Here is a 22,744-nt window from a genome sequence, read left to right as displayed (position 1 = left end):
ATGGTCTCCCTTCTGGTGGGCGCGCGGGCACGCTTCACGGTTTGTGAACGTGCGTTCGATTCTCGGGCCGGTCATTACGCGAGGCAACGACAATTTTGTTGGACAGACCGTCAAGGCGACTTTGACAGTCTGCGCGCACGGCCGCGGCGTCATGTGATCCGACCCGCGCCGCATTTCTGCCATACCATCGCGTGATCACCCGTTCGATGGAGTCGCACATGCTCTCCGAAGAGGAACTGGCGTTGCTCGACGCCATCCGCGAAACCGGCAGCCTGTCGCGCGCGGCGGCACGCCTGAACAAGGCGCCTTCCACGATTTCGCACGCGGCGCGCCAACTCGAGGCGCGCTTCGACGCGCTGCTGTTCGACCGCCGGCGCTACCGGCTGCAGCTCACTCCGGCCGGCCATCTGCTCGCCGAGGAGGCGAGCCGCCTGATGCAGGACGTGGCGCGCATGACGCAGCGCGTGCGGCAGGTCGCGAACGGCTGGGAAGACCGCTTGTGGATCGTCACCGACGAGATCCTCGAATTCGAACTGCTGATGCCGGTGATCCGCGACTTCGACGCGCTGCAGTCGGGCGTCAAGCTGCGTTTCACGCACGAGGTGCTCGCCGGCACCTGGGAGGCGCTGCGCGACGGCCGCGCCGATCTCATCGTCGGCGCGACCAACGAGCCGCCCGCCATCGACGGCCTGCACTGGTTCGAACTCGGCGTGGTGGAGTGGGCGTTCGCCGTGGCGCCGCGCCATCGGCTCGCACGCGAGCAGGCGCCGCTCACGCGCGAGCGTATGCTGGCCGAGCGCGGCGTGGCGGTCGGAGATTCGGCGCGGCTCACGCCGGGGCGCGGCTACGGGCTGTTCGGGGGGCAGGAGGTGCTGGCGGTGCCGTCGATGCGCGCGAAGATCCTCGCGCAGCGCGAGGGCCTCGGCGTCGGCTGGGTGCCGCGGCGGCGCGCCGCGAAGCTCATCGAGCGCGGCGAACTGGTGGAGAAGGTCACGGCGAACCCGCGCGAGCCGAACATGCTTTACGTGGCGTGGCGCGGCGAACACGTGGGGCGCGCACTGCAATGGTGGATCGACAGGCTGCGCGAACCGCGTCTTGCCAGGCGCCTCGTGGACGGGATCGAGGTCACGGGCTGAAGCCGGTTGCCCGCGCAAACGTTCGACGGCTTCGAACGTTTGCGCCAAAACCGTCGTACGGCAGAAAGCGCGCTGCCCGGCAATATGGCATCACAGTCTCAGATCGAGACTATCCCCTTCAAGGAGAACGTCATGAACCGCTTTGCAAACAAAACTGTCCTCGTCACCGGCGGAACCAGCGGCATCGGCCTCGCTGCCGCGCAAGCCTACGCCGCCGAAGGCGCCCACGTCATCGTCACGGGCCGCGACGAAGCCGGCCTCGAAGCCGCGCGGCGCGCGCTCGGCGCGAACGCACACGCATGGCGCAACGACGCGGCCTCGCTCGCCGGCGCGCGCGAACTGGCCGCCGCCGTGCGCGACGCCGGCCTGCGCCTCGACGCGGTGTTCATCAACGCGGGCGTGGCGAAGCTCGCGCCGTTCGAGCAAGTGGACGAAGCGCTCTGGGATGTCACCTTCGACACCAACGTGAAGGGCGCTTACTTCCAGATTCAGTCGCTCCTGCCAGTGCTCAACGACGGTGCGGCCATCGTGCTCAACGGCTCGATCAACGCCCATATCGGCATGCCCACTTCGTCGGTGTATGCGGCGAGCAAGGCCGCGCTGATCTCGTTCGCCAAGACGCTTTCGGCCGAACTGCTGCCGCGCGGCATTCGCGTGAACGTGGTGAGCCCCGGTCCCGTGAAGACGCCGCTCTACAACAAGTTCGGCATGGACGCCGCCACGCTCGCGGCGGCCGAGGAATCGATTCGTGGGCTGGTGCCGCTCAAGCGCTTTGCGACGGTGGAGGAGATCGCTTCGACCGTGCTGCATCTGAGCGCGGCGGAATCGGCCTTCATGATCGGCACCGAAGTGATCGTCGCCGGCGGCATGGGCCAGCTTTGATGGCTAGTTAGTGATGCGTACGGCGTGCGGGCGGCAGGGCGCCGCCCGCATGAGCTTCTTGTGCGCCGCTCAGGAGACCGTTTCGCGTTCCGGCGTGGCCGTGATCTTGTGGATCGACAGGTCGGTGCCGTTGAATTCCTGTTCGCGATCGATGCGCAGGCCGACGAATTTGCGCAGCAGTCCGTACACCACGAGGCCGCCGAGGAAGGCGATCACGATGCCTGCAAGCGTGCCGACGATCTGCGCGCCGAGCGAGACGCCGCCCAGCCCGCCGAGCCAGCGCTGGCCGAAAATGCCTGCGGCGATGCCGCCCCACGCGCCGCACAGGCCGTGCAGCGGCCACACCCCGAGCACATCGTCGATGCGCCAGCGGTTCTGCACGCAGGTGAACATATAGACGAACAGCGCGCCGGCCACCGCCCCCGTCACGAGCGCGCCGAGCGGATGCATGATGTCCGAGCCCGCACACACGGCCACGAGCCCCGCGAGCGGCCCGTTGTAGGTGAAGCCCGGATCGTTGCGGCCCGCGAACCACGCGGCGAGCGTGCCGCCCACCATCGCCATGAGCGAGTTGACGGCGACGAGACCGCTGATCTTGTCGATGGTCTGCGCGCTCATCACGTTGAAGCCGAACCAGCCCACCGCGAGCACCCACGCGCCGAGCGCGAGGAACGGGATGTTCGAAGGCGGATGCGCGGCGATGCGGCCGTCGCGCGTATAGCGGCCGTGGCGCGGCCCGAGCAGCAGCACGGCCGGCAGCGCGATCCAGCCGCCGAACGCGTGGACGACCACCGAACCCGCGAAGTCATGGAACGGCACGCCGAACACGTGCGTCATGGCATCTTCGAAACCGAGGCGGTTGTTCCACACCATCCCCTCGAAGAACGGGTAGATGAAGCCGACGATTACGAAGGTCGCGAACAGCTGCGGATTGAACTTCGAGCGCTCGGCGATGCCGCCCGACACGATGGCCGGAATGGCCGCCGCGAAGGTGAGCAGGAAGAAGAAGCGCACGAGCGCGTAGCCGTTGTGCTCGGCGAGCACGTCGGCATGCGAGAAGAACTGCACGCCGTAGGCGAGCGTATAGCCGATGAAGAAGTAGGCGATCGTCGAAATCGAAAAATCGACGAGGATCTTCACGAGCGCATTGACCTGGTTCTTCTTGCGCACGGTGCCGAGTTCGAGAAACGCGAACCCCGCGTGCATGGCGAGCACCATGGCGGCACCCAGCAGCAGAAATAGCGTGTCGGTGCCGGTTTTTAGATTGTCCATCTGGCGTACCCAGTTTGCCCAAAATGGGCGCATAGTGAGCAAGATGCGGGCCAGCTTCGGCGCCAAACTGGTGAATTTGCGGGCGCAACAGGCGTCAAGCCGGTGCGGCCGTGCACCGATGCGGAAAAATGTCGATACCGTGTCGTCAGAGCGGGTGCCGGGATCTGGGGCGCATGCACCATGTTTCGGCACAAACTCGGGGCCTGCGCGCAAAGGTGGGGAAATCGCGCGCCAGAATAGGGCGATTGATTCGATTTTCCTTTCCGGATCAACGGATTGTCGGCTAATCGAAATCATCTCGCGTTTTCGTGAAGGATAAACTTCGGGCGCACATAGGGCGCAAACGCCGACATAATGGCCAGATTGCCACCTCACGCACGTCCGGTCGCCCGGTACCCGCCACGCAATGCGCCTCACGACCAAAGGGCTTCTGCTGATCGCGATTCCCGCCGTATTCGAACTGAGCCTGCTGTCGGCCGTCGTGAAGGCCGAGACCGACGCCGCCGCCGCGGAGCGTTGGGGCCAGCACAGCCAGGCCGTGCTGGCGCAGGCTTCGCGCGTGCTCGAACCGGTGCTGGTCGAGTCGGTCAAGCTGCGCGGTGCGGTGGCGGCCAACGACACGAGCTACGCCACACCCGTTTTGATGTGGATGGACGTGGACCGCCGCATCGACCGGCTCGTCGATCTCGTCTCCGATAATCCCTCGCAGGTCGAGCGCGCCGTGCAGATCCGTTATGCCGTGCAGAACTATCGCCAATGGTCGGACCGCGTGCAGGACCTGTTGCGCTCGGGCCGGCGCGCCGACCTCGCCGAGCGCTTTCGCGCGCTGATGGCCGCCGACGTGCTGGACCGCGTGCGCACGCAGATCGTCTCGCTACAGACCGAGGAGCGCCGCCTCGACGTGTTGCGGGTGTCCGCCGCCGAAGCGGCGCGCGCCCAGCAGCAGACGCTCGTGATGACGGCCGTGCTCGGCTCGATCGTGCTGGTCGCGCTTGCCGTCTGGGTGTTTACGCGCGGCGTGCGCGGGCGGCTCGATGCGCTGTCCGACAACGCTAACCGGCTGGCCGCGAACGAGCCGCTCACGCCGCTCACGGCGGGCAGCGACGAAATCGCCGAACTCGACCTCACGCTGCACCAGATCAGCCACCGGCTGATCGAAGCCGAGCGGCTGCGCCTCGGTTTTCAGGCGGACCTCGCGCGGCGCGCGGACCAGCTCGCGCGCATCAACGAAAACCTGCGCCAGCAGACGCAGGAAAACGAGATGTTCATCCACGGCGTGTCGCACGATCTGCGTGCGCCGCTCGTGAACCTGCAGGGCTTTTCGCGCGAGCTCAATCATGCGTGCAACGACCTGCGCGAGCGCATCGCGCATTCTTCGCTCTCGCCGCAGGCGCGCGCGCGCATCGAGCGGACCATCAACGAGGACATCGGCGAGGCGCTGCGCTACCTGCAAACGGCCGTGCTGCGCGCATCGCACATCATCGACGCGCTGCTGCGGCTCGCGCGCGTGGGGCGCGTGGAGTACCGGCGACAGCGCGTGAGCGTGCAGGAGCTGGTGCAGCGCGTGGTCGACGCGATGCACGCCTCGATCCGCGCACGCGGCGCGCAGGTGAGCGTGCAAACGCTGCCCGACGTATGGGGCGACCCGACGGCGCTCGAGCAGGTGTTTGCAAACCTGATCGGCAACGCGCTCAACTATCTCGATCCGGCGCGCGACGGGCGCGTCGAGATCGGCACGGCTCATGCCCCGCCGGGCGTGGAGTCGCTGCAGATTTTCTATGTGCGCGACAACGGGCTCGGCATCCCCGAGGTGGGCCTGCCGCGGCTCTTTCAGGCGTTCCAGCGCATGCACGGCAACGTGGCGCCGGGCGAGGGCATCGGGCTCGCGCTCGTGCGCCGCGTGGTCGAGCGGCACGGTGGGCGCGTCTGGGTGGAGTCGACGGAAGGCGAGGGGACGACGTTCTATCTGTCGCTGCCCGATGCGCTTGCGGTCGCGCCGCCGTTGCCCGGCGACGCGGAACAGATCATCAGCGCGCTCGAACGCGCGGAGCGTTCGGAAGCTTCGCCCGGTGGCCTGGCAGGATATGCTGCGGGCGATGGCGCGGGCGGCGCGGGCGGCGCGGGTGGTGCGGGCGGCGCGGGTGGTGCGAACCCGAAGGGCAGCGTGCGAAGCGAATTGCGGACGGGACCCGCAACGGCGTTGCGACCACCGGCGGGCGCTTAGCCCCCCAGACCAGCGCTCAGCACGGGCTGAAGATGCGCCGCGGCTTGAGCAGGCGGCTCGCGCGAAACGTCCAGATGGCGCCCACGCCAGCGAGCGCGAGCGCGATGGCCAGCATGGTGTGATGACCGATGGCGATGCCGAACGGCTCGCCCAGCGGCAAGGCGAAGCTGCGCACGAGCATGAGCAGCGCGGCCCACAGCGCGAACGCGCCCAGCAGGAGCAGACGCGTGCCGTGCACGTGGCGCGCGCGGTCGCTCAAGCCGCCTTTGCGGCCGCCGCGCCTGCAAAAGAAGAGGATCGCCGCCAGGGCGACCGCGAGTATCACCAGCCAGTCCGTTAGCTCCACGACACGCACTCCGTACTCCAGAACAAGTGGCGGCTATTCTGGCCAGCGGGGCGTTGCGGTGATATCGGACCAGTCCGAATTGGCGGCCGGCGCGCGCCGCGCCCCGTGCGAAACGGGGGCGACGTGAGACAGGATCAGCGCTCGCTCACGGCTCGATGCGCGTGCCGAGGAGCGCGAGGAACTGGCGCAGCCACTCGGGATGGGCGGGCCACGCCGGCGCGGTGACGAAGGGCGCGTCCGTCACGGCGCTGTCGATGGCGATGTCGGCGTATTCGCCGCCCGCGAGCCGCACCTCGGGCGCGCAGGCCGGATAGGCCGAAATGCGCTTGCCGCGGATCACCTCGGCCGCGGCGAGCAGCTGCGCTGCATGGCAGATCGCCGCGATGGGCTTGTTCGCGTGGGCGAAGTGACGCACCATCTCGATGACCTTCGGGTCGAGACGCAGGTATTCGGGCGCGCGGCCCCCCGCAATGGCGAGCGCGTCGTAGCTGGCGGCGTCGATTTCGTCGAAGGTCGCGTTGAGCGCGAACTGGTGCCCCGGCTTTTCGGTGTAGGTCTGGTCGCCCTCGAAGTCGTGGATGGCGGTCTTCACGCGCTCGCCGGCCTTCTTGCCGGGGCACACGGCGTCGACGCGGTGGCCGACGGCCTGCAGCGCCTGGAACGGCACCATCGTTTCATAGTCTTCGGCAAAATCGCCGGTGAGGAACAGGATCTTCTTGACGGCCATCGTTTGTCTCCAGAGGTGGACGGTGGAACAGATCGTGCGCGTGGGCAGTCTACTCCATCATGTTTGACGATTTCGCAAAGCGCGGCGTCGCGGGCGACGCACTGCAAACCATCGACTGGCGGCGCTACGTGCCGGGCCGCGATGCGAGCGCGCTGGCCGCCTTGTTTCGCGCGTCCGTGACCACGCTCGCGGCGTCGCGCTACGACGCGGCGCAGCGCAGCGCGTGGGCCGCGGCCGCCGACGATCTCGCCGACTTCGACGCGCGCCTGGCACGCGGCGTCACGCTCGTGGCGCACTGTGACGGCGCGGCGGCGGCGTTCGGGCAGCTCTTTCCGCTCGATCACGTCGAGATGCTTTACGTCGCGCCGGCGTGGTCGCGCCGCGGCCTCGCGACGGCGATGCTGGCGCGGCTCGAAGCGCTCGCGCGCGAGGCGCCCTCGACGGTGTTGAGCGCCGATGCGAGCGCGGTGTCGCGGCCGGTCTTCGAGCGCGCGGGCTTTTCGCTGATTTCGTCAGAAACGGTGTTGCGCGACGGCGTATCATTGCCGCGTTTTCATCTATGCAAGCCGCTTCATGCGGCGAATTTTTCAGGATGACCATGTATTCGAAGGTTTCGACGCAAAGGCTCACGCTTGCCTCCCTGCTCGTGTGTGCGGCGCTCGCCGCCGGCTGTAACAAGCACGACGCTTCCGCACCCGATCTGGGCAAGCAGTCCGCCGACGCGGTGAAGCAGGCCACCCAGGACGCCGCCAGCCAGGCCGCGCAGCAGGCGGCGCAAACGCTCGACAAGGCCGCGAGCTTCGTGAACCAGCAACTCGGTGCAGCGCAGCAGAAGCTCGATTCGGCGGCCTCGCAAGGTCAGCAGGCGAGCGCGTCCACGGCCGAGCTGGCTTCGGCGGCGCAGGGCCAGCTGCGCGGGGCGGCAAGCACGGCGCAAGCCTTGCTCGGGCAGGCCGCCGCGGCCACCGGCACCGGTTTGACGAGTGCGGGGCACTCGTTGCAACGCTGGGCGAGCAACGCCGCCGCGTCGGCGCCGGCATCGGATGCCGCGAAGTAAGGCCGCAGCCGTGCGGCCCGCGGCTCACGGCTTGACGCTCCGAATTAATGTAATTATGATGGTTACACTTTTTGGCGCACGGGGTTCGCACCATTCGCGCGCCGCTCTGCAGTGGCAGGTTCGCCGTGAATACGAGTAGCCGTTTCGCTTTTGCCGTTCACGTGCTCGCGCTGCTGGCGCAGCAGGAGGGCGTGCCGCTGTCGTCGGAGATCATCGCGGGCAGCGTGAACACGAATCCCGCGCTGATTCGCCGGCTCCTGTCGATGCTTGCCGGCGCGGGCCTCACGACGTCGCAACTGGGCGCGGGCGGTGGCGCGCTGCTGGCGCGCGAGCCGCAGGCAATCACGCTGCTCGACGTCTACCACGCGGTCGACGACGCGCAGTTGTTCGCCATGCACCGCGAGGAGCCGAATCCGGCCTGCCTCGTCGGGCGTCATATCCAGCAGACGCTGCGCGGCGTGATCGACGACGCACAGCGCGCCATGGAGGCGTCGCTCGCCGCCCGCACGCTCGCGGACGTCGTCGACGACATGGCGCGCAGCGAGCGCAAGCTCGAACGCGCGCGGGCGCGGCGAGTCTGAGCGGGCTGCGCGCAACCAGAATCATCGGCGGGGCATTGCCCCGTTTTTTCACCCCTGAAATGTAACTTCGTTAGTTACATAAATACGGAAAACAGGAGTCAGTTCATGAGCAAGACGCTGAAAATCGCCCTCTTTGGTGCAACGGGCATGGTCGGTTCGCGCATCGCCGCCGAAGCTGCGCGCCGCGGCCACGAGGTGAGCGCGCTGGTGCGCCAGCCCGAGCGCGTGGCCGCCGCACCGAACGTCCACGCGGCGAAGGCCGATGTGCTCGACGCGGCGAGCGTCGCCGCCGCGGTGCGCGGCCACGATGTGGTGGCGAGCGCCTACGCGCCGCCCAAGGATCAGCTCGACGACCTGCTGGTCGCGAGCCGCGCGCTCGTGGAAGGCGTGCGCGCCGCGGGGCTCAAGCGTCTCGTGGTGGTGGGCGGCGCCGGTTCGCTGGAGGTCGCGCCCGGCAAGCAGCTCGTCGATACCGCAGGCTTCCCCGACGCCTACAAGGCGATCGCGCTCGCCCATCGCGAGGCGTTCGACTACTACCGCACGGTCACCGACATCGACTGGACCTTCTTCGCGCCGGCCGCGATCATCGCACCCGGCGAGCGCACGGGCACGTTCCGCACGGGCGCCAATACGCTGATCGCCGATGCGAAGGGCGAGAGCCGCATTTCGGCCGAGGACTACGCGATCGCCTTCGTCGACGAACTGGAGCAGGGCCGCTTTATTCGTCAGATCACAACGGTGGCCTACTGAGGCGCGCAGCGGCGCGCCCCGCGCGCTGACAAACTGTTACGCACGCGCGAGGCGCGGGGAGGCGGAGTGCGGCTAAACTGGAACGTCCTGTTTTTTGCCCCTCCGCCATGAATTCCAGCATCGGACGCGATGGCGCGGGCGCCGGGCCGCCGCGCATGCGCTTCGGACCGGCGGATCGTGCACTTCTTTCGCGCGCCGCGCCGGCGCGCCGGTGTGTACGCGCGTTCCTGCACGCGCTCATGCTCCTCGCATGCCTCGCGGCGTGCCTCGCCATGCCCATGCGGGCCGCCGCCCAGGCCGCGCCGGCGCCGGTGCTGCCGGTGCTCAAGAGCATCATCACCGGGGCGCCGGCGGCGGCCTCGGGGGCTTCTGCGGCCGAGGCCGCCTCGGCGCCGTCACCGGCGAGCCAGGCTGAGTTCACGCGCTCGCTCGACAGCGTCATTACCACGCTCGACAACGAGCGCCAGCGCACCGCGCTCCTGAATCAGCTCAAGAAGCTGCGCAGCGCTTCGCAAAACGTGGCGCCCGCGCCCGCTTCGGGCGCGGCGGCGAACTCGCCGGGGCTGCTGGGCGCGATCGCATCGGGGCTCGCCTCGGTCGAGGCGGACGCGCGCCGCGGCCGCAGTCCGTTTCACTACTGGGCGGGGCGCTTCAGGGCAGCCGGCGTCGAGCTTTACGACATCGCCTCGGGCGGGGAGGGCGAAAGCCTCGGCCGCATCGTGTTCGATCTGTTCGCCATGCTGGCCGGCTGGGGCGCGTGCGCCGCGGTGCTGCGCTGGATCGAGCGGCGGCTGCTCAGGCGTTTCGATGTCGAGACCGGCCTGCGGCCCGATCCGCGCACCATCGATCTGTTGATTTTCGTCGTGCATCGTGCGGCGCCATGGATCGTGGCGTTCCTCGGCGCGCTCGTGGTCGAGCGTTCGCTGCCGGACGCGCTCGGGCGCACGCTCGCGCTCGTGATCGCGTACGCGATCGTCGCGGGCGCGGTGTTCTCGTCGATCTGCCTGATCATGTTTTCGCTGTTCGGCTCGGGGCACCGGCGCGCGGCCGTGCGCCTCCTGATCGCGCGCTCGCGCCGGCTGCTCTTCGCGATCGGCGTGCTGGCCGCGCTCGGCGACGCCGCGACCAATTTCGAAGTCGCGCGCCAGTTGGGCGCGAACCTGGCCGCCCTGGTCAGCACCGCCGCGAACATGGCGGCTGCGGTGTTGACGGTGATGTTCGCCTTTGGCTTCCGGCGGCCGGTCGCGCATCTGATCCGCAACCGCAGCTATTCGCTGCGCCACGGCCACAAGGCGCTCACCGAAGTCCTCGACGTGCTCGCCTCGCTCTGGCAACTGCCGATGCTGCTGCTCGCCGGCGCTTCGATCGTTGCGACGTTCGGCGGCATCGGCAGCCGCGACGACGTGCTGCAGATCTCGGTGGTCTCCGCGCTTCTGCTCGTGCTCGCGTTCTTCCTCTCGGCGGTCGTGCTGCGCATCACGCGGCCGAACCCCGCGCGCGTGCGGCGGCGCTCGCCGTATCTGCGGCGCCTGTTGCGCTTTGCCGGCACGCTGCTCGTGGTGTTCATCTGGTTCGCGTATTTCGAATCGTGCGCGCGCCTCTGGGACATTTCGCTCGCCGCGATCATCGAGGCGAGCGTGGCCGCGCGCGGTATCGCGCACGCCATTTTCGCGATCGTGTCGACGGTGTTTCTCGCCTGGCTCGTCTGGATCACGGTCGATACTGCGATTCTCGAAGCCCTCAATCCGAGCGGTCCGCGCACCAAGGGCCGCGCGCCCAGCACGCGCGCGCGCACCATGCTGCCGCTCGTGCGCAATGCGGTGCTCGTGACGATCCTCACCATCACCGGCATCGTCACCGCGGCGAATCTCGGCATCAACGTCACGCCGCTGCTCGCCGGCGCTGGCGTGATCGGTCTTGCCATCGGCTTTGGCGCGCAGTCGCTGGTGGCCGACCTCATCACCGGTCTGTTCATCATCATCGAGGAGACGATTTCGGTGGGCGACTGGATCGACATCGACAACGGCCATGCGGGCACAGTCGAGCATCTGTCGATTCGCACCGTGCGGCTGCGCGACGGGCAGGGTGCGATTCACGCGATTCCGTTCTCGCAGATCAAGATCGTGAAGAACCTCTCGCGCGATTTCGCGTTCGCCGTGTTCGAGGTGCGCGTGCCGTTCTCGGTCGATCTCGATACGGTCACGCGCATGATTCGCGAGACCGGCGCGGAACTCGTGGCCGACTTCCGCTATCGCCGCGAGATACTCGGGCCCGTGGAAGTGTGGGGACTCGACCGGTTCGACCCGAACTGGATGGTCGTGAAAGGGCAGATCAAGACGCGGCCGCTGCAGCAGTGGAGCGTGGCGCGTGCGTTCAATGCGCGCCTGAAGCGCCACATGGACGAAGCCGGCATCGAGATGCCGGTGCCGCAGATGCAGGTGCACATGTCCTCGCGCGGTGGCGATGTCGAGGAGCCGCATGGTCATCCGCATCCGTCTGGCGTGCACGTGGGGGGCGGCGTCGCGCGCGATGCCTCGCACGAGCCGCGGCCTGCGCCGCCGCCGACGGCGGGCCCCGAGGGCGCGCCGCCGCAGATTCCCACGGCGGGCAGCCGCGGCTGAACGGTTGCGCCGCTCAGGCCGACTCAAATCACCTTGTCGCGCCGCAGTTGCGCGAGCGCTTCGGCGCTCAGCCCCAACGCGCCGTACACCGCTTCGTTGTGCTCGCCGAGCGCCGGTCCGCTGCGCGGCACGCCGGCGGGCCGCCCCTTCACGCGTGGCACCACGCAGGGCGCCGGCACCGAGCCCAGATCCGCATCGGGCAGACGAATGATCGTCTCGCGCGCGATGAAATGCGGGTCTGCGGCGATATCGTCGATGGTGTAGATCTTCGTGTGCGGCACGCCGGCCTCGGTCAGTCGCGCGCCAAGCCGTGCGAAGGGCAGTGCGGCGAAAGCCCTCTCCAGGCGCGCGTCGAGTTCGGCCGCATGCGTCACGCGGCTCACGTTGTCGACGAAGCGCGCGTCGTCAGGCACGTCGTGCAGCTCGAGCGCCGCGCACAGCCGCCGGAAGATGGGTTGCGACGACGCCACGAGCGAGAACATCACGCCGTCGGCGCTGCGATACATGTTCGAGGGCGCGGTATAGGTCGCGCGGTTGCCGTGGTGGCCGCGCACGAGCCCGAGCTGTTCGCGCTCGACCGCGAGCGGCTCCAGCATGCGAAAGAGCGCCTCGGTGGCGGAGAGATCGATCTCCACGCCGCGTGCGGCCGGGTCCGAGCGCATGCGCACCATCTCCGCGGCGATCGAGAACGCGGCGAACAGGCCCGCGACCGTATCGCCCATCGGGAAGTTCATGTGCAGCGGCGCACCGTTCGTTTCGCCGGTGAGTTGCGTGAGGCCGCTCATGGCCTCGAAGATACGCGCGAAGCCGCCGCGCTGCCGGTACGGGCCGGTCTGGCCGAAGCCGGTCAGACGCAGCACGACGAGGCGCGGATTGGCCGCATGCAGCGTCTCGAAGTCGAGCCCCCATTCCTCCAGCTTGCCCGCGCGGAAGTTCTCGACGAGCACGTCCGCCTGCGCCGCGAGCCGCAGCAGCAGCGCGCGCCCCTCGGCCTTGCGCACATCGAGCGTGATGCCGCGCTTGCCGCGGTTCGTCACTTTCCAGTAGAGCGAAATATCGTCCTTGACGGGCTGCAGCTTGCGCAGTGCGTCGCTGCCGTCGGGCAACTCGATCTTCGTGACGTCGGCGCCGAGATCGGCGCACAGCGTGGCGCCGAACGGACCGGCCACGACCGTCGAGAGGTCGAGTATGCGCACGCCGGCAAGTGGCCCGCCTTGCTGGCCTTGTGGCGTGTCTTGTGGCGCGCCGGTGGCGGTGGCGAGAGCGCTGTCCGTGAGCATCGTGTCTCCTCGTGCCAAATGGGAATTGTCTGCCCGCAACAGTAGGCGAGAGTCGCGCTTGGGTTCAACTGGCGTACCGCAGAGCGAAACACTATGCTGATTTTCTTGACCCCAGGAAGGCGTTTATCGACCATGAGTTCGTCCAGATCCAGATCGCCCAACCCGCCTCGTCGCCCGACTACGCAGATGCAAACGCCCACGTCATCCGTCACCGAAAACCGCACCGCGCCCACCGGCCGCGTGCGGCGCCGCGCGAGCGGGCCGGCTGCCGCTGCCGTGCACGGCGAGGACGGTACGCCTGTGCCGCGCGCCGGCGAACCGCTCTTGCCCGCGCCGCCCGACGCCGAATCGACCGACCGCCAGTTCGCGATCAACCTCGCGCGCGGCCTGCAGGTGCTGCGCGCGTTCACGCCGGCCGAGCCGATGCTGGGCAACCGCGAGCTGGCCGACCGCACGGGGCTGCCCAAGGCCACCATCTCGCGGCTTACCTACACGCTGACGCTGCTCGGCTATCTGAACCGCAGCGAGAAGTACCAGCGCTACCGGCTCGGCGCCGGTGTGCTGACACTGGGCTATCCGATGCTCGCCGCCATGCAGATCCGGCAGATCGCGCGGCCTTATATGGAAAAGCTCGCGCGCGAGACGCGCTGCTCCGTGAACCTCGGCATGCGCGACCGGCTCAACGTGGTCTACGTCGACAGCTGCCGCCCGGGCCGCGACAACAACGCGCAACCCGACATCGGCAGCACGCGGCCGCTGCTGTCCACGTCGATCGGGCGCGCGCTGCTGATCAGCGAGGGCGCGCAGGAGCGTCAGGCCGTGCTCAACCGCCTGCGCCTCGACGACCCCGAACGCTACGCCGCCGACTGGCCGCTGTGGGACGCCGACCAGGCCGCTTTCCCCGCGCGCGGCTACACGCTGAGCCGCGGCGACTGGATCCGCGACATTCACGCCATTGCCGTGCCGGTGCGCCAGCCGCCCGACGACGAACGTATCGCGCTCAACTGCACGATCGTGAGCCGCCGTCTCGCCGACGACTGGATCGAGCGCACGGTCGCGCCGCTGCTGCTCGAAGCGGCGCTGCGCATCGAGCGCGCCTGTGGCGTGACGGATGCGAGCGCGGCGCCGCCGCCGCGCTGATACCGAACGCACGCAACCATCAAAAGGAGACGCCATGATTCGCGACGCCGCACGCCTGAACCGCCTGCTCACGCAGCTCTATCGCTTCGTGCAGGACGAGTGCATTCCGCTCGAGGCGGAAATCGACCGCACCGACGTGCTGCCCGAAACGCTCGTCGCGCGCATGTGCGAACTGGGTCTCTTCGGCCATAGCATTCCCGAGGCGTACGGCGGCGCGGGCCTCACGACCGAAGAACTCGCGTGCGTGAACATGGTGGTTTCCCAGGCCGCGCCGACCTTTCGCGCACGCTTCGGCGGCAATACCGGCATCGGCTCCGAAGCGCTGATCGCCGACGGCACCGAGGCGCAGAAGCGGTGCTATCTGCCGCGTCTCGCGAGCGGCGCAATCACGGGCTGTTTCGCGCTGACCGAGCCCGATGCGGGCTCGGACGCCACGGCGCTCACCACCACGGCGCGCCGCGAAGGCAACGACTACGTGCTCAACGGCAGCAAGCGCTACATCACGAACGCACCGATCGCCGACCTGTTCACCGTGTTCGCGCGCACGAATCCGGACGACCCAGGCGCGGGGGGAATCTCAGCATTCCTGATCGAACGCGGCACGCCGGGCCTGACGACCTCCGCCGGCTATCGCATGATGGGGCAGCGCGGTTCGCCCGTGGGCGAAGTGCATTTGCAGGATTGCCGCGTAAGCGCGTCAGCAGTGCTCGGCGGCGAGCCCGGGCGCGGTTTCAGGAGCGCGATGAAGGCGCTCAACAAGCAGCGCATCAATCTGGCGGGGCTGTGCGTGGGGCCGGCGATCCGCCTGCTCGACGAGATGCTGGCCCATGCGAAGGCGCGCGAACAGTTCGGCAAGCCGATCGCCGAATTCCAGCTCGTGCAGCAGCTCATCGCGCAAAGCAACACCGACATTCACGCGGCGCGCGCCCTCGTGCTGCAGACAGCCAGCGCGCGGGACCGCGGCGAGGACGTGACGATGGCGGCTTCCATGTGCAAGCTGTTCGCCTCGGAAATGTGCGGACGCGTGGCGGATCGCGCCGTGCAGGTCTTTGGCGGCGGCGGTTACGTTGCCGATAACGCCGTCGAGCGCCTTTATCGCGACGTGCGCTTGTTCCGGCTCTACGAGGGCACGTCGCAGATTCACGAGCTCAACATCGCGAAGCTGACGCTGCGTGCGCCATTGCACGACACGCGCCATCACCAGCTGCATCAGAGCGCCGAGTAGGCAGGCAGCGCAACATCCGCCCATTGGAGGCGCCTCATGATCCGACTCGGTCCCACCGCCATCTGCCGCGAACTCGGCGCGCGCTACCCGGTGTTCGGCTTTTCGCATTCGCCCGATGTGATCGTCGCGCTCGCCGAGGCCGGCGGGTTTGGCGTGCTCGGTCTCGCGCGCGAGATGCCCGAAGACATTGCGCCGATCATCACCCGGCTCGAGCAAAGGCTCGCGGGCAAGCCGTATGGCATCGACCTGATGCTGCCCGCCGGCGTGCCCCAGCATGCCGATATCGGCAGCGTGCGCGCCGGCTTGCCGGAAGCGCACGTCGAATTCGTTGCGGCGTTGCGCGAGCGCTTCGGACTCGCCGCCCCCACGCGGCCGAGCTTCTTCACGACGCAGGTACGCAGCGAGGCGCTCTTCGATGCGCAGATCGAAGCCGTGCTCGCGTCGAACGCGCGTGCCGTGGCGACGGCGATCGGCATCCGGCCCGAGCTGATCGCGCGCGCGAAAGCCGCGGGCAAGTACACGATCTCGCTCGTCGGCTCGCCGCGCCACGCGCAGAAGGCACTCGCGCTCGGTGTCGATGCGCTCGTCGCCCAGGGCGCGGATGCGGGCGGCCACACGGGCCCGATCGGCACCTTCTCGCTCGTGCCGCAAATCGTGGCCGTGGCGGCGGGGCGGCCCGTGCTCGCGGCGGGCGGCATCGGCACGGGTGCGCAGGTCGCCGCCTCGCTCGCGATGGGCGCGCAAGGGGCGTGGCTCGGCACACTCTGGCTCGCGGCGCAGGAGAACCATACGCCGTCGGCGCTGCTGCAACGTCTCATCGAAGCGGACAGTGACGACACGCTCGTTACGCGCGCGCACAGCGGCAAGCCGTGCCGCGTCGTGCGCAGCGCATGGATCGACGCTTGGCAGGCCAGCGACGCGCCCGCGCCGCTGCCCATGCCGCAGCAGCAGGCGCTCACGGGCGGCGACTTCAGCGCGATGCACGAATACGACCGCGCGGATCTCATCTACGAGGCGGCGGGGCAGAGCGTCTTTGCCATCGATGCCCCCACGACGGTCGCGGCGCAAATGGCGACGCTGGTCGCGGATGCGAACGCGGCGCTCGCGACGCTCGGAGCGGCAATGTCCAATTGAAGCGAGGGCGCTGTCCAAGGCACAGACGCCGGACGAATACAAAACGATACGGAGACGACAATGGATGCAAAGGCATCAGGCGGATCGACACGCGCGTGGCTGATCGTCGCCATGCTGTTCCTGTTCATGGTGATCAATTTCGCCGACAAAGCCGTGTTCGGCCTCGCGGCCGTGCCGATGATGCATGACCTGAATCTCAGCCCGCGCGAGTTTGGCCTCGTCGGCAGCAGCTTTTTCCTGCTGTTCTCGCTCTCGGGCATCGGCTTTGGCTTCGTCGCGAACCGGGTGCAGAGCAAATGGCTGCTCGCGCTGCTGGCCGTCGTGTGGAGCGCGGTCCAGTTTCCGCTCGTGACCGCGAGCGTGACCTTGCCCATCCTGATCGCCTCGCGCGTGCTGCTCGGCGCCGGCGAGGGCCCCGCGTTTCCGCTCGCGCAGCACGCCTGCTACAAGTGGTTCGACAATGCGCACCGCAATGTGCCGAACACCATCGTGCAGCAGGGCGCGAGCGCGGGCCTCATGCTCGCGGGGCCGATTCTTTCGTACCTCATCGTGCGCTACGACTGGCACATGGCGTTCTTCGCGCTGGGGATCGTCGGACTCGTGTGGACGGCGCTATGGCTCGTGATCGGCCGCGACGGACCGGTGGGCGCGGCAAGCCATGCACCGGGCGTGGCGCATGACGGCGCGGGCGAAACGATCGCCTATCGTCACCTGCTGCTCAACCGCACGTTCATCGGCGTGCTCTTCATCTACTTCGTGGAGTACGCGGTCATTTCGCTCGCGTTCACCTGGTTCCCGGTTTATCTGCGGCTGGGCCTGGGCTATGCCCCCATCGTTACGGGCTGGCTCTTTTCCACCATCGTCGGCTCGTTCATTCCGGTCACGCTGCTGCTCGCGTGGGTCTCGCAGCGGCTCATCCGCAAGGGCGTCAGTTCGCGGCTCGCGCGCGGCGTGATGGTGAGCGGCTTTGCCATGCTCGGCGGCGTGCTGTTCCTCGCGACTTCGAGCGGACTGAGTCCCGCGCTCAAGGTGGCCTGCCTCGCGATCGGCGGTGCGCTCAGCCAGCTCGTGTTTTCGTTCGGACCGCTGATGATCAGCGATATCGTGTCGGTCAGGCAGCGCGGCGCGCTGCTCGGCATCAACAGTTCGATCGGCACGCTTGCCGGCTTGATTGCGCCGGCGCTGATGGGCGGCATCGTGCAGGCCAATCATGGCAACCCGGCGCTCGGCTACGAGCACGGTTTCATCGTGGTGGGGGCGCTGCTGCTCGCGAGCGGCGCGCTCGGTCTCGTGCTGCTGAACCCGGAGCAATCGCGCCAGCGCATTCTCGAAGCGGCCCGGCGCGATGCCGCACAGTCTTCCGTCAGCGCGGGGGCGCAGCAGCGCGCGATGGCGCCTTCGATGGATATGGGGCAGTCGCGTTAAGACACGAGCGCCGTCTTGCGCACGAGCGGCAGCACGCCGTTGACCTGCGTGCCGATGTCTTCGGCGGCGACGCCGTAGACATGCAGCGAGACGGCCTGCGCGTCGCTGCCGTTCGACAGCCGGTGAATGCTGGTGCGCCCGCGTCCGCCGAACGACACCGCGCCGCTCGCGCGCGGATGCGAGCGAACCACGTCGGCGCCCTGGCGTGCGTCGTCCCACGCGTAGAGCGTTTCGGTCAGCGTGCCGTCGAGCACGGCGTAACCGCACCACGTGTGATGCGCATGGATCGGGCTCGCGTGGCCCGGCTGCCAGACCAGCGCCGCGACCGTGTAGCGGCCGCGGCGGTCGGCCGCGATGACATGACGCCGGTACGTCTCGGCGCTGCCTTCGCGCTGCGCGTGCGTGACGAGCGCCGGGTCGGCGAACGCGCGCGTGAGCGCCGCGCGCATGCCGCGCGCGAAGCGGGCGCAGCGCGACGGGTCGGCGGGTGTCGCGCAGGCATCGAAGGCGGCGTCGAGTGCGGCGGTGAAGCGCGCGACGGCGGCAGCATGCTGCTCCGCGGTGTGGACGGCGCTCAACAGGGCGAGTTCGGCAGGGGCGTTCATGGCGTGTTCTTCTTCCGGTATCTACAAGAAGATTTATAGCCGTTCGCGCCGAGAAAGAGTTTTCCTATTTTTTTCCCGTTTGCCCATCGTGTAGAATAAATTTCTACGCTTCGGGGAGTGCGGAAATGGATCTCATCGACAGAAAGCTGGTTGAGCTGCTGCAGCAGGACGCGACCATGCCGGTCGCGGAATTGGCGCAGCGCGTCAATCTTTCGCAAACGCCGTGCTGGAAGCGCGTGCAGCGCCTGAAGGAAACGGGCGTGATCCGCGCGCAGGTCGCGCTGTGCGACCCGCGCAAGCTCGGCGTGGGGACGACGGTGTTCGTCGCCGTGCGCACAAACCAGCACACCGAGGCATGGGCGCAGACCTTCACGCGCGCCGTGCAGGAGATTCCCGAGATCGTCGAGGCGTATCGCATGAGCGGCGAGACCGACTACCTGCTGCGCATCGTGGTCTCCGATATCGACGATTTCGACCGCGTCTACAAGCAGCTCATTCGCGCCGTGCCGCTGTTCGACGTCAGTTCGAGCTTCGCGATGGAGCAGCTCAAATATTCGACGGCCCTACCGGTGCGCAGTGGCACCTAGCGGCACCTAGCGGCACCTAGCGGCACCCGGCGGCCCGCGGCGCAAGCCGTCTGCAAGGCATGGCGGCGTAGAATGCCCGTTCCTGTCATCCAACTCGAGGCTGGGCACGACCGATGAACGAACCGCGCAAGAAGAACCCCACCGTTGGCGTTGCCGTGCTCATCGTCGTGGTGGTGCTGTTCGTGATCGGCACCGTGCTGTTCAACGCGCTGAAGAGCAAGCGCGAGTACGACGAGACCGTGGGCGCCGGCGCGGCGCATGCGTCCGCGAGCACGGCCGCCTCGCAAGCCGGCGGCTCGACGCAGTGACGCGCCGGGCCTTCGCCTGCTTATTCCTCCGGTAGCCGGATGATGCTCGCGTCCCGGCGAATCAGCCAGGACGCCGTGATCATCTGCTTGCACTGGTGGGCGAGCAGCTTGAGTTCCTGCGCCAGTTCCGCCGAGGCGCCGAGTGCCCGCTCGGCTTCCACCACCATCGCATCGAGTTCGCGCGTGAGCTGCTTCGTGATGTCGGCCTGATCGGCGGGCGCCGCCGTGCCCGCTTCGGCGGCGACGAGGTTCTCGCGCACGCACGACAGCGCGCGCTCGAGCGCGTCGAGCTTGACCTCCGGCTGGTCGGGCCGCGCCGTGCTGCGCAGGAGCGGGGCGGTGGCCGTGATCTGCGAGGCGAGCACGTGGCTGCGCACGAGCAGGTCGTTGAGCTCGGGCACGAACTTCTGCGCGGCCTTCGGTTCGAGCATCATGCGCTGGAACGCCTGGCCGAGATTCGCGAACGCCACGTGCACGTTCTTGCGCGCGAGCCGGTAGCGGAAGTCGCGCGCGAGCGACGGTGCCGCTGCGGCCGCGCCCGCGGTGGCCTGCGCGGTTTGCGCAGCGGCCTTCGCGCCTACGGCCGACACGGGCGAGCCCGGCGCGCCGGCTGTAGGCGAGTCGTCGAGGGTCGCGGCGGTGGCCGCGACGGGTTCCTCGATGACGCTCGCCGCGTTCGCCGAAGCGCTCGCCATCGCACTCACGCTGCCGGGCAGCAGCGGATTCGCCGCGCCACCCGCATCGGTTGCGCGCGTCGCCGCGGGCGCCGCATGGGCGGCCACGCGTGCGCCGGCCTCGCTCACCGCGGCTCCCGCGAACGCCGGCTGCGGCGCGCTCGTGCGCCCGCTCCACCACCAGCTCGCCTCGAGATAGCTGCGCGTCGCGGCGATCATGTCGTGCACGAGCTTGCCCATCAGGCGGTATTCCCAGTAGGGGAACAGATGGCTCGCGGCGATGGCGATCATGCAGCCCACCACCGTGTCGATCGCGCGCTCGCCGATGATGCGCATGCTGCCCGGCGCGAGCAGATGAAACATCAGGAGCACGTAGGCCGACGTGAACACCACGCTCGCCGTGTAGTTGAAGAGCAGGAGGCTGTAGCTCATCACCATCGCCGCGAACATCGAGACGAGCAGCACGAGCGGCTGCTTCACGAGCAGGATCAACGCAATACTGGCGATACAGCCGATCAGTGTGCCGACGATACGCTGCGCGTTGCGCTGGCGCGTGAGCGAGTAGCCGGGCTTCAGGATGATGATGCTCGTCATCACGATCCAGTAGGCGTTGGTGAGCGGCAGAAGCCGACCGAGCCAGAAGCCGACCGCCACCGCGATCGTCACGCGCAGCGCGTGGCGAAAGCTCGGCGAGGCCATCGTGAGATTCGAGAAGATCTGCAGCCAGGACACGCGGCGGTTCGTCACGAAGCGCGTGAGCGCCTCGTCGATGCGCAGCTCGGTTTCGGTCGTCGGCACTTCGCTCGCGAGGCTGCGGCGCATGCGGTCGATCAGGCGTGTCGCGCTCCAGATGCGCCGGAACGACGCCGAGATCGCCGCATAGGCCTCCGGGTCGGTCGCGGCCAGGTCGCGCTTTTTCAGCAGTTCGAGTTCGTATTCGATGGCGCGCAATTCGGCCTTCACGTTCACGCTCGCGCGCGGTGCCTCGTTTTGCAGCACCGCGAGGCCGATGTCTTCGAGATCGGCGGCGGCCTTGCGGATCAGGTCGCGGTAGAACACGAGCAGGTCGGAGCCGCCGAAGGTGTTGCGCACGAGCGGGTAGTCGGTGTGCGCGCCCACGAACAGCTCGTGCAGATCGACCGTGTTGATGAACAGGTTGAAGTGCATTGCGCGCCGCGCATCGACCTTGCCGGCCCTGAGCTTGGGCAGGTTGCGCAGCACGATGTCGCGCGCCGCGTCCTGGCGCTCCACAGCGGCGATCTGCTTCGCGACGAGGTTGCGATAGCACTCGTCGAGATCGTTGTCGAGGTCGAAGAACTGGGCGCGCGCGAGCAGGTAGTCGGCGCAGGCGAACACGCTTTCGGCGAGCGCCTGCTGCTCGATGCGATCGAGCATGAGCTGGCTGATCAAGGTCGACCACGCCGTGTACCAGAGGCCGCCCAGCAGAATCCACAGCGCATTGACGAGCGCGAGGTGCGGCGTGAAATGCTCCTCGAGCGTCATCACCATCATGAAGAGGGTGGCGAAGCTGATCTGCGGCCAGCGGTTGCCGTAGACCACGATCAGCGAGAGCACGAAGGTGAGCGGCACCACGGTGGCCCAGAGCGCGATGGGACTGAAGGTGGCGAGGCCCGTGGCGTAAGCGGAGAGAAACCCGATCACGCTGCACGCGAGCATTTCGTTGCGCTTGTACTTGAGCGGCCCCGGCATGTCGACCACGCAGGCGCCGAGCGCGCCGGTCGAGATGGTGAAGCCCAGCTCGCTCTTGTGAAAGACGAACAGGCACAGGACGGCGGGAAGCGAGATGCCGATCGCGATGCGCAGGCCGCCGTAAAAGTACTGGCTATAGAGGAATTTCCTGATTTCTACGGAGTAGCGCATCGACTGCCGGGGAAGTTCGAGAGCGGACGGTACGCCGCGGACTGTGGCGCTGAGTCTAACGTATTTCGGGCGCGATCTGACCGCCGATGCGTGCCGGACGGGCCGAAGGCGGCGCCGCCGTTTCAGTCCACGCTGAGCGTGCTTGCGTTCGTTGCCGCGGCCGCGTCGCCGAGCAGGCCGTGCGTGCCGTGAATGCGCCGCATGCGCGTGCGATACCAGAAGGTCCAGGCCATCAGGCCGCCGAACACGCCATAACCGATGATCGGCGAGACGACGAGAAAGCGCTCGATCGGCCAGGTGGCGGCCAGATAAGTGCGCAGCGCGGAATCGAGACAAAGCCCGAAGCCCCAGATGAACGTGAGCAGCCGCATGGCCGCCGCGAAGCTCGCATTCTCCTTCCAGAGCTGTTCGAGCCGCGCGACGCCCTCGCGGGTCTCGCGCGCGACCGTCGCGCGCGTGAGATAGAACACGAGCGGGCGCTTCGCGAGGAGCGAGATCAGGAACGCGGCGCCGATTGCGCCCGAGGCGAGGCTCTCGCGCATCAACAGCACGCGCGGGCTGCCGCCGAACGCCACGGCGAGCAGCGAGAGCACGATGCCGAGCAGAATGACCGCGGAGAGCGCATCCACCCGCCGAAAGCGCACCAGTTCGACGATGCTCCAGGCAAGCGGCGGCGCGGCCGAGGCAATGAGGCCGCCGACCTCGCCCCAGTGCGGCTCGGCGAGACGGTAGGCGACCCAGGGAAGCAGCAGGTTGACCGCCAGTTCGGCAACGAATGCGGGACGCAGCTTCATGGGGTGCGTGCTCCTGAGGGTTCGCCCAAGGGAATGTCGCAAGTATGGTTCATGCGCCGCGCGGCGGCAAACTGGCTGCGCAGCGCGCCGACTGC

General features: G+C 68.1%; 21 protein-coding genes. 14 read left to right on the top strand and 7 right to left on the bottom strand.

The window, feature by feature from the left end:
- The first annotated feature begins 218 nt into the window (after positions 1-218).
- The gene (locus tag AB4Y35_RS14915) at positions 219-1,136 is read left to right on the top strand and encodes a LysR family transcriptional regulator (protein ID WP_368704907.1); all 918 of its coding nucleotides are present in this window, start codon (positions 219-221) and stop codon (positions 1,134-1,136) included.
- Between the two features lie 132 nt (positions 1,137-1,268).
- Positions 1,269-2,018: an SDR family oxidoreductase gene (locus tag AB4Y35_RS14910; RefSeq protein ID WP_368704906.1), complete on the top strand. Its 750-nt coding sequence runs from the start codon at positions 1,269-1,271 to the stop codon at positions 2,016-2,018.
- A gap of 69 nt (positions 2,019-2,087) precedes the next feature.
- Here AB4Y35_RS14910 and AB4Y35_RS14905 read toward each other — a convergent pair whose 3' ends face one another.
- The gene (locus AB4Y35_RS14905; RefSeq protein ID WP_254314253.1) at positions 2,088-3,290 is read right to left on the bottom strand and encodes an ammonium transporter; all 1,203 of its coding nucleotides are present in this window, start codon (positions 3,288-3,290) and stop codon (positions 2,088-2,090) included.
- Between the two features lie 406 nt (positions 3,291-3,696).
- Here AB4Y35_RS14905 and AB4Y35_RS14900 point away from each other — a divergent pair, with 406 nt between their 5' ends.
- Positions 3,697-5,514: an ATP-binding protein gene (locus tag AB4Y35_RS14900; protein ID WP_368704905.1), complete on the top strand. Its 1,818-nt coding sequence runs from the start codon at positions 3,697-3,699 to the stop codon at positions 5,512-5,514.
- Between the two features lie 16 nt (positions 5,515-5,530).
- Here the strand turns inward: AB4Y35_RS14900 and AB4Y35_RS14895 are convergent, their stop codons facing one another.
- Positions 5,531-5,860, bottom strand: coding sequence for a hypothetical protein (locus tag AB4Y35_RS14895; RefSeq protein WP_368704904.1), 330 nt, complete (start codon positions 5,858-5,860; stop codon positions 5,531-5,533).
- A 145-nt stretch (positions 5,861-6,005) separates the two neighbouring features.
- Positions 6,006-6,587 (bottom strand): DJ-1/PfpI family protein, encoded by a 582-nt coding sequence (locus tag AB4Y35_RS14890; protein WP_342920672.1) that lies wholly within the window; start codon positions 6,585-6,587, stop codon positions 6,006-6,008.
- 59 nt (positions 6,588-6,646) lie between these two features.
- On the opposite strand from AB4Y35_RS14890, the gene AB4Y35_RS14885 reads away from it, so the two are divergent.
- The 5 genes from AB4Y35_RS14885 to AB4Y35_RS14865 all read left to right on the top strand — a co-directional run bounded on the left by AB4Y35_RS14885 (position 6,647) and on the right by AB4Y35_RS14865 (position 11,596).
- Entirely contained in the window at positions 6,647-7,183 is a 537-nt protein-coding gene (locus tag AB4Y35_RS14885) for a GNAT family N-acetyltransferase (RefSeq protein ID WP_368704903.1), read from the top strand.
- 2 nt (positions 7,184-7,185) lie between these two features.
- On the top strand, positions 7,186-7,644 hold the full coding sequence (locus AB4Y35_RS14880) for a hypothetical protein (protein ID WP_342920670.1): 459 nt from the start codon (positions 7,186-7,188) through the stop codon (positions 7,642-7,644).
- Positions 7,645-7,769: 125 nt separating this feature from the next.
- Positions 7,770-8,225, top strand: coding sequence for an Rrf2 family transcriptional regulator (locus AB4Y35_RS14875; RefSeq protein ID WP_368704902.1), 456 nt, complete (start codon positions 7,770-7,772; stop codon positions 8,223-8,225).
- A 105-nt stretch (positions 8,226-8,330) separates the two neighbouring features.
- Positions 8,331-8,975, top strand: a complete 645-nt coding sequence (locus tag AB4Y35_RS14870) for an NAD(P)-dependent oxidoreductase (RefSeq protein ID WP_368704901.1) — start codon at positions 8,331-8,333, stop codon at positions 8,973-8,975.
- 278 nt (positions 8,976-9,253) lie between these two features.
- A complete protein-coding gene (locus tag AB4Y35_RS14865; RefSeq protein WP_368705410.1) occupies positions 9,254-11,596 on the top strand; it encodes a mechanosensitive ion channel family protein in 2,343 nt (780 codons plus the stop codon).
- 23 nt (positions 11,597-11,619) lie between these two features.
- On the opposite strand, the gene AB4Y35_RS14860 is transcribed toward AB4Y35_RS14865, so the two are convergent.
- Entirely contained in the window at positions 11,620-12,876 is a 1,257-nt protein-coding gene (locus tag AB4Y35_RS14860; protein WP_368704900.1) for a CaiB/BaiF CoA transferase family protein, read from the bottom strand.
- A 186-nt stretch (positions 12,877-13,062) separates the two neighbouring features.
- Here AB4Y35_RS14860 and AB4Y35_RS14855 point away from each other — a divergent pair, with 186 nt between their 5' ends.
- From AB4Y35_RS14855 to AB4Y35_RS14840, 4 genes are read left to right on the top strand one after another with little or no spacing between them, the layout of a single operon-like run.
- Positions 13,063-14,016, top strand: a complete 954-nt coding sequence (locus AB4Y35_RS14855; RefSeq protein WP_368704899.1) for an IclR family transcriptional regulator — start codon at positions 13,063-13,065, stop codon at positions 14,014-14,016.
- Positions 14,017-14,050: 34 nt separating this feature from the next.
- Entirely contained in the window at positions 14,051-15,241 is a 1,191-nt protein-coding gene (locus AB4Y35_RS14850; RefSeq protein WP_368704898.1) for an acyl-CoA dehydrogenase family protein, read from the top strand.
- 36 nt (positions 15,242-15,277) lie between these two features.
- Complete coding sequence (locus AB4Y35_RS14845; protein ID WP_368704897.1) at positions 15,278-16,375, top strand: NAD(P)H-dependent flavin oxidoreductase; 1,098 nt, start codon at positions 15,278-15,280, stop codon at positions 16,373-16,375.
- Positions 16,376-16,435: 60 nt separating this feature from the next.
- A complete protein-coding gene (locus tag AB4Y35_RS14840; protein ID WP_368704896.1) occupies positions 16,436-17,800 on the top strand; it encodes an MFS transporter in 1,365 nt (454 codons plus the stop codon).
- On the opposite strand, the gene AB4Y35_RS14835 is transcribed toward AB4Y35_RS14840, so the two are convergent.
- A complete protein-coding gene (locus AB4Y35_RS14835; RefSeq protein WP_368704895.1) occupies positions 17,797-18,405 on the bottom strand; it encodes a cysteine dioxygenase in 609 nt (202 codons plus the stop codon). The genes AB4Y35_RS14840 and AB4Y35_RS14835 overlap by 4 nt on opposite strands.
- 125 nt (positions 18,406-18,530) lie before the next feature.
- Here AB4Y35_RS14835 and AB4Y35_RS14830 point away from each other — a divergent pair, with 125 nt between their 5' ends.
- Together AB4Y35_RS14830 and AB4Y35_RS14825 are read left to right on the top strand one after the other, a co-directional pair.
- Positions 18,531-18,992, top strand: a complete 462-nt coding sequence (locus AB4Y35_RS14830; protein WP_028204798.1) for an Lrp/AsnC family transcriptional regulator — start codon at positions 18,531-18,533, stop codon at positions 18,990-18,992.
- Positions 18,993-19,105: 113 nt separating this feature from the next.
- Positions 19,106-19,300: a hypothetical protein gene (locus tag AB4Y35_RS14825; RefSeq protein WP_368686453.1), complete on the top strand. Its 195-nt coding sequence runs from the start codon at positions 19,106-19,108 to the stop codon at positions 19,298-19,300.
- 20 nt (positions 19,301-19,320) lie between these two features.
- Here the strand turns inward: AB4Y35_RS14825 and AB4Y35_RS14820 are convergent, their stop codons facing one another.
- On the bottom strand, positions 19,321-21,855 hold the full coding sequence (locus AB4Y35_RS14820; RefSeq protein ID WP_368704894.1) for an FUSC family membrane protein: 2,535 nt from the start codon (positions 21,853-21,855) through the stop codon (positions 19,321-19,323).
- 122 nt (positions 21,856-21,977) lie between these two features.
- Positions 21,978-22,649, bottom strand: a complete 672-nt coding sequence (locus AB4Y35_RS14815) for a VC0807 family protein (protein ID WP_368701492.1) — start codon at positions 22,647-22,649, stop codon at positions 21,978-21,980.
- Positions 22,650-22,744: the final 95 nt, after the last annotated feature.

The sequence above is a fragment of the Paraburkholderia sp. EG286A genome (assembly GCF_040965375.1).
Taxonomy (GTDB): domain Bacteria; phylum Pseudomonadota; class Gammaproteobacteria; order Burkholderiales; family Burkholderiaceae; genus Paraburkholderia.
The sequence above is the reverse complement of the archived record's forward strand: the minus strand, read 5'-3'. Positions and strand labels throughout refer to the sequence as shown.

What these genes read in the sequence shown, in the direction of transcription:
- AB4Y35_RS14815 (WP_368701492.1), bottom strand. Translation starts at nt 22,649, where the DNA reads ATGAAGCTGCGTCCCGCATTCGTTGCCGAACTGGCGGTCAACCTGCTG.
- AB4Y35_RS14830 (WP_028204798.1), top strand. Translation starts at nt 18,531, where the DNA reads ATGGATCTCATCGACAGAAAGCTGGTTGAGCTGCTGCAGCAGGACGCG.
- AB4Y35_RS14880 (WP_342920670.1), top strand. Translation starts at nt 7,186, where the DNA reads ATGTATTCGAAGGTTTCGACGCAAAGGCTCACGCTTGCCTCCCTGCTC.
- AB4Y35_RS14905 (WP_254314253.1), bottom strand. Translation starts at nt 3,290, where the DNA reads ATGGACAATCTAAAAACCGGCACCGACACGCTATTTCTGCTGCTGGGT.
- AB4Y35_RS14870 (WP_368704901.1), top strand. Translation starts at nt 8,331, where the DNA reads ATGAGCAAGACGCTGAAAATCGCCCTCTTTGGTGCAACGGGCATGGTC.
- AB4Y35_RS14840 (WP_368704896.1), top strand. Translation starts at nt 16,436, where the DNA reads ATGGATGCAAAGGCATCAGGCGGATCGACACGCGCGTGGCTGATCGTC.
- AB4Y35_RS14910 (WP_368704906.1), top strand. Translation starts at nt 1,269, where the DNA reads ATGAACCGCTTTGCAAACAAAACTGTCCTCGTCACCGGCGGAACCAGC.
- AB4Y35_RS14885 (WP_368704903.1), top strand. Translation starts at nt 6,647, where the DNA reads ATGTTTGACGATTTCGCAAAGCGCGGCGTCGCGGGCGACGCACTGCAA.
- AB4Y35_RS14820 (WP_368704894.1), bottom strand. Translation starts at nt 21,855, where the DNA reads ATGCGCTACTCCGTAGAAATCAGGAAATTCCTCTATAGCCAGTACTTT.
- AB4Y35_RS14845 (WP_368704897.1), top strand. Translation starts at nt 15,278, where the DNA reads ATGATCCGACTCGGTCCCACCGCCATCTGCCGCGAACTCGGCGCGCGC.
- AB4Y35_RS14865 (WP_368705410.1), top strand. Translation starts at nt 9,254, where the DNA reads ATGCGGGCCGCCGCCCAGGCCGCGCCGGCGCCGGTGCTGCCGGTGCTC.
- AB4Y35_RS14900 (WP_368704905.1), top strand. Translation starts at nt 3,697, where the DNA reads ATGCGCCTCACGACCAAAGGGCTTCTGCTGATCGCGATTCCCGCCGTA.
- AB4Y35_RS14855 (WP_368704899.1), top strand. Translation starts at nt 13,063, where the DNA reads ATGCAAACGCCCACGTCATCCGTCACCGAAAACCGCACCGCGCCCACC.
- AB4Y35_RS14890 (WP_342920672.1), bottom strand. Translation starts at nt 6,587, where the DNA reads ATGGCCGTCAAGAAGATCCTGTTCCTCACCGGCGATTTTGCCGAAGAC.
- AB4Y35_RS14915 (WP_368704907.1), top strand. Translation starts at nt 219, where the DNA reads ATGCTCTCCGAAGAGGAACTGGCGTTGCTCGACGCCATCCGCGAAACC.
- AB4Y35_RS14860 (WP_368704900.1), bottom strand. Translation starts at nt 12,876, where the DNA reads ATGCTCACGGACAGCGCTCTCGCCACCGCCACCGGCGCGCCACAAGAC.
- AB4Y35_RS14850 (WP_368704898.1), top strand. Translation starts at nt 14,051, where the DNA reads ATGATTCGCGACGCCGCACGCCTGAACCGCCTGCTCACGCAGCTCTAT.
- AB4Y35_RS14835 (WP_368704895.1), bottom strand. Translation starts at nt 18,405, where the DNA reads ATGAACGCCCCTGCCGAACTCGCCCTGTTGAGCGCCGTCCACACCGCG.
- AB4Y35_RS14825 (WP_368686453.1), top strand. Translation starts at nt 19,106, where the DNA reads ATGAACGAACCGCGCAAGAAGAACCCCACCGTTGGCGTTGCCGTGCTC.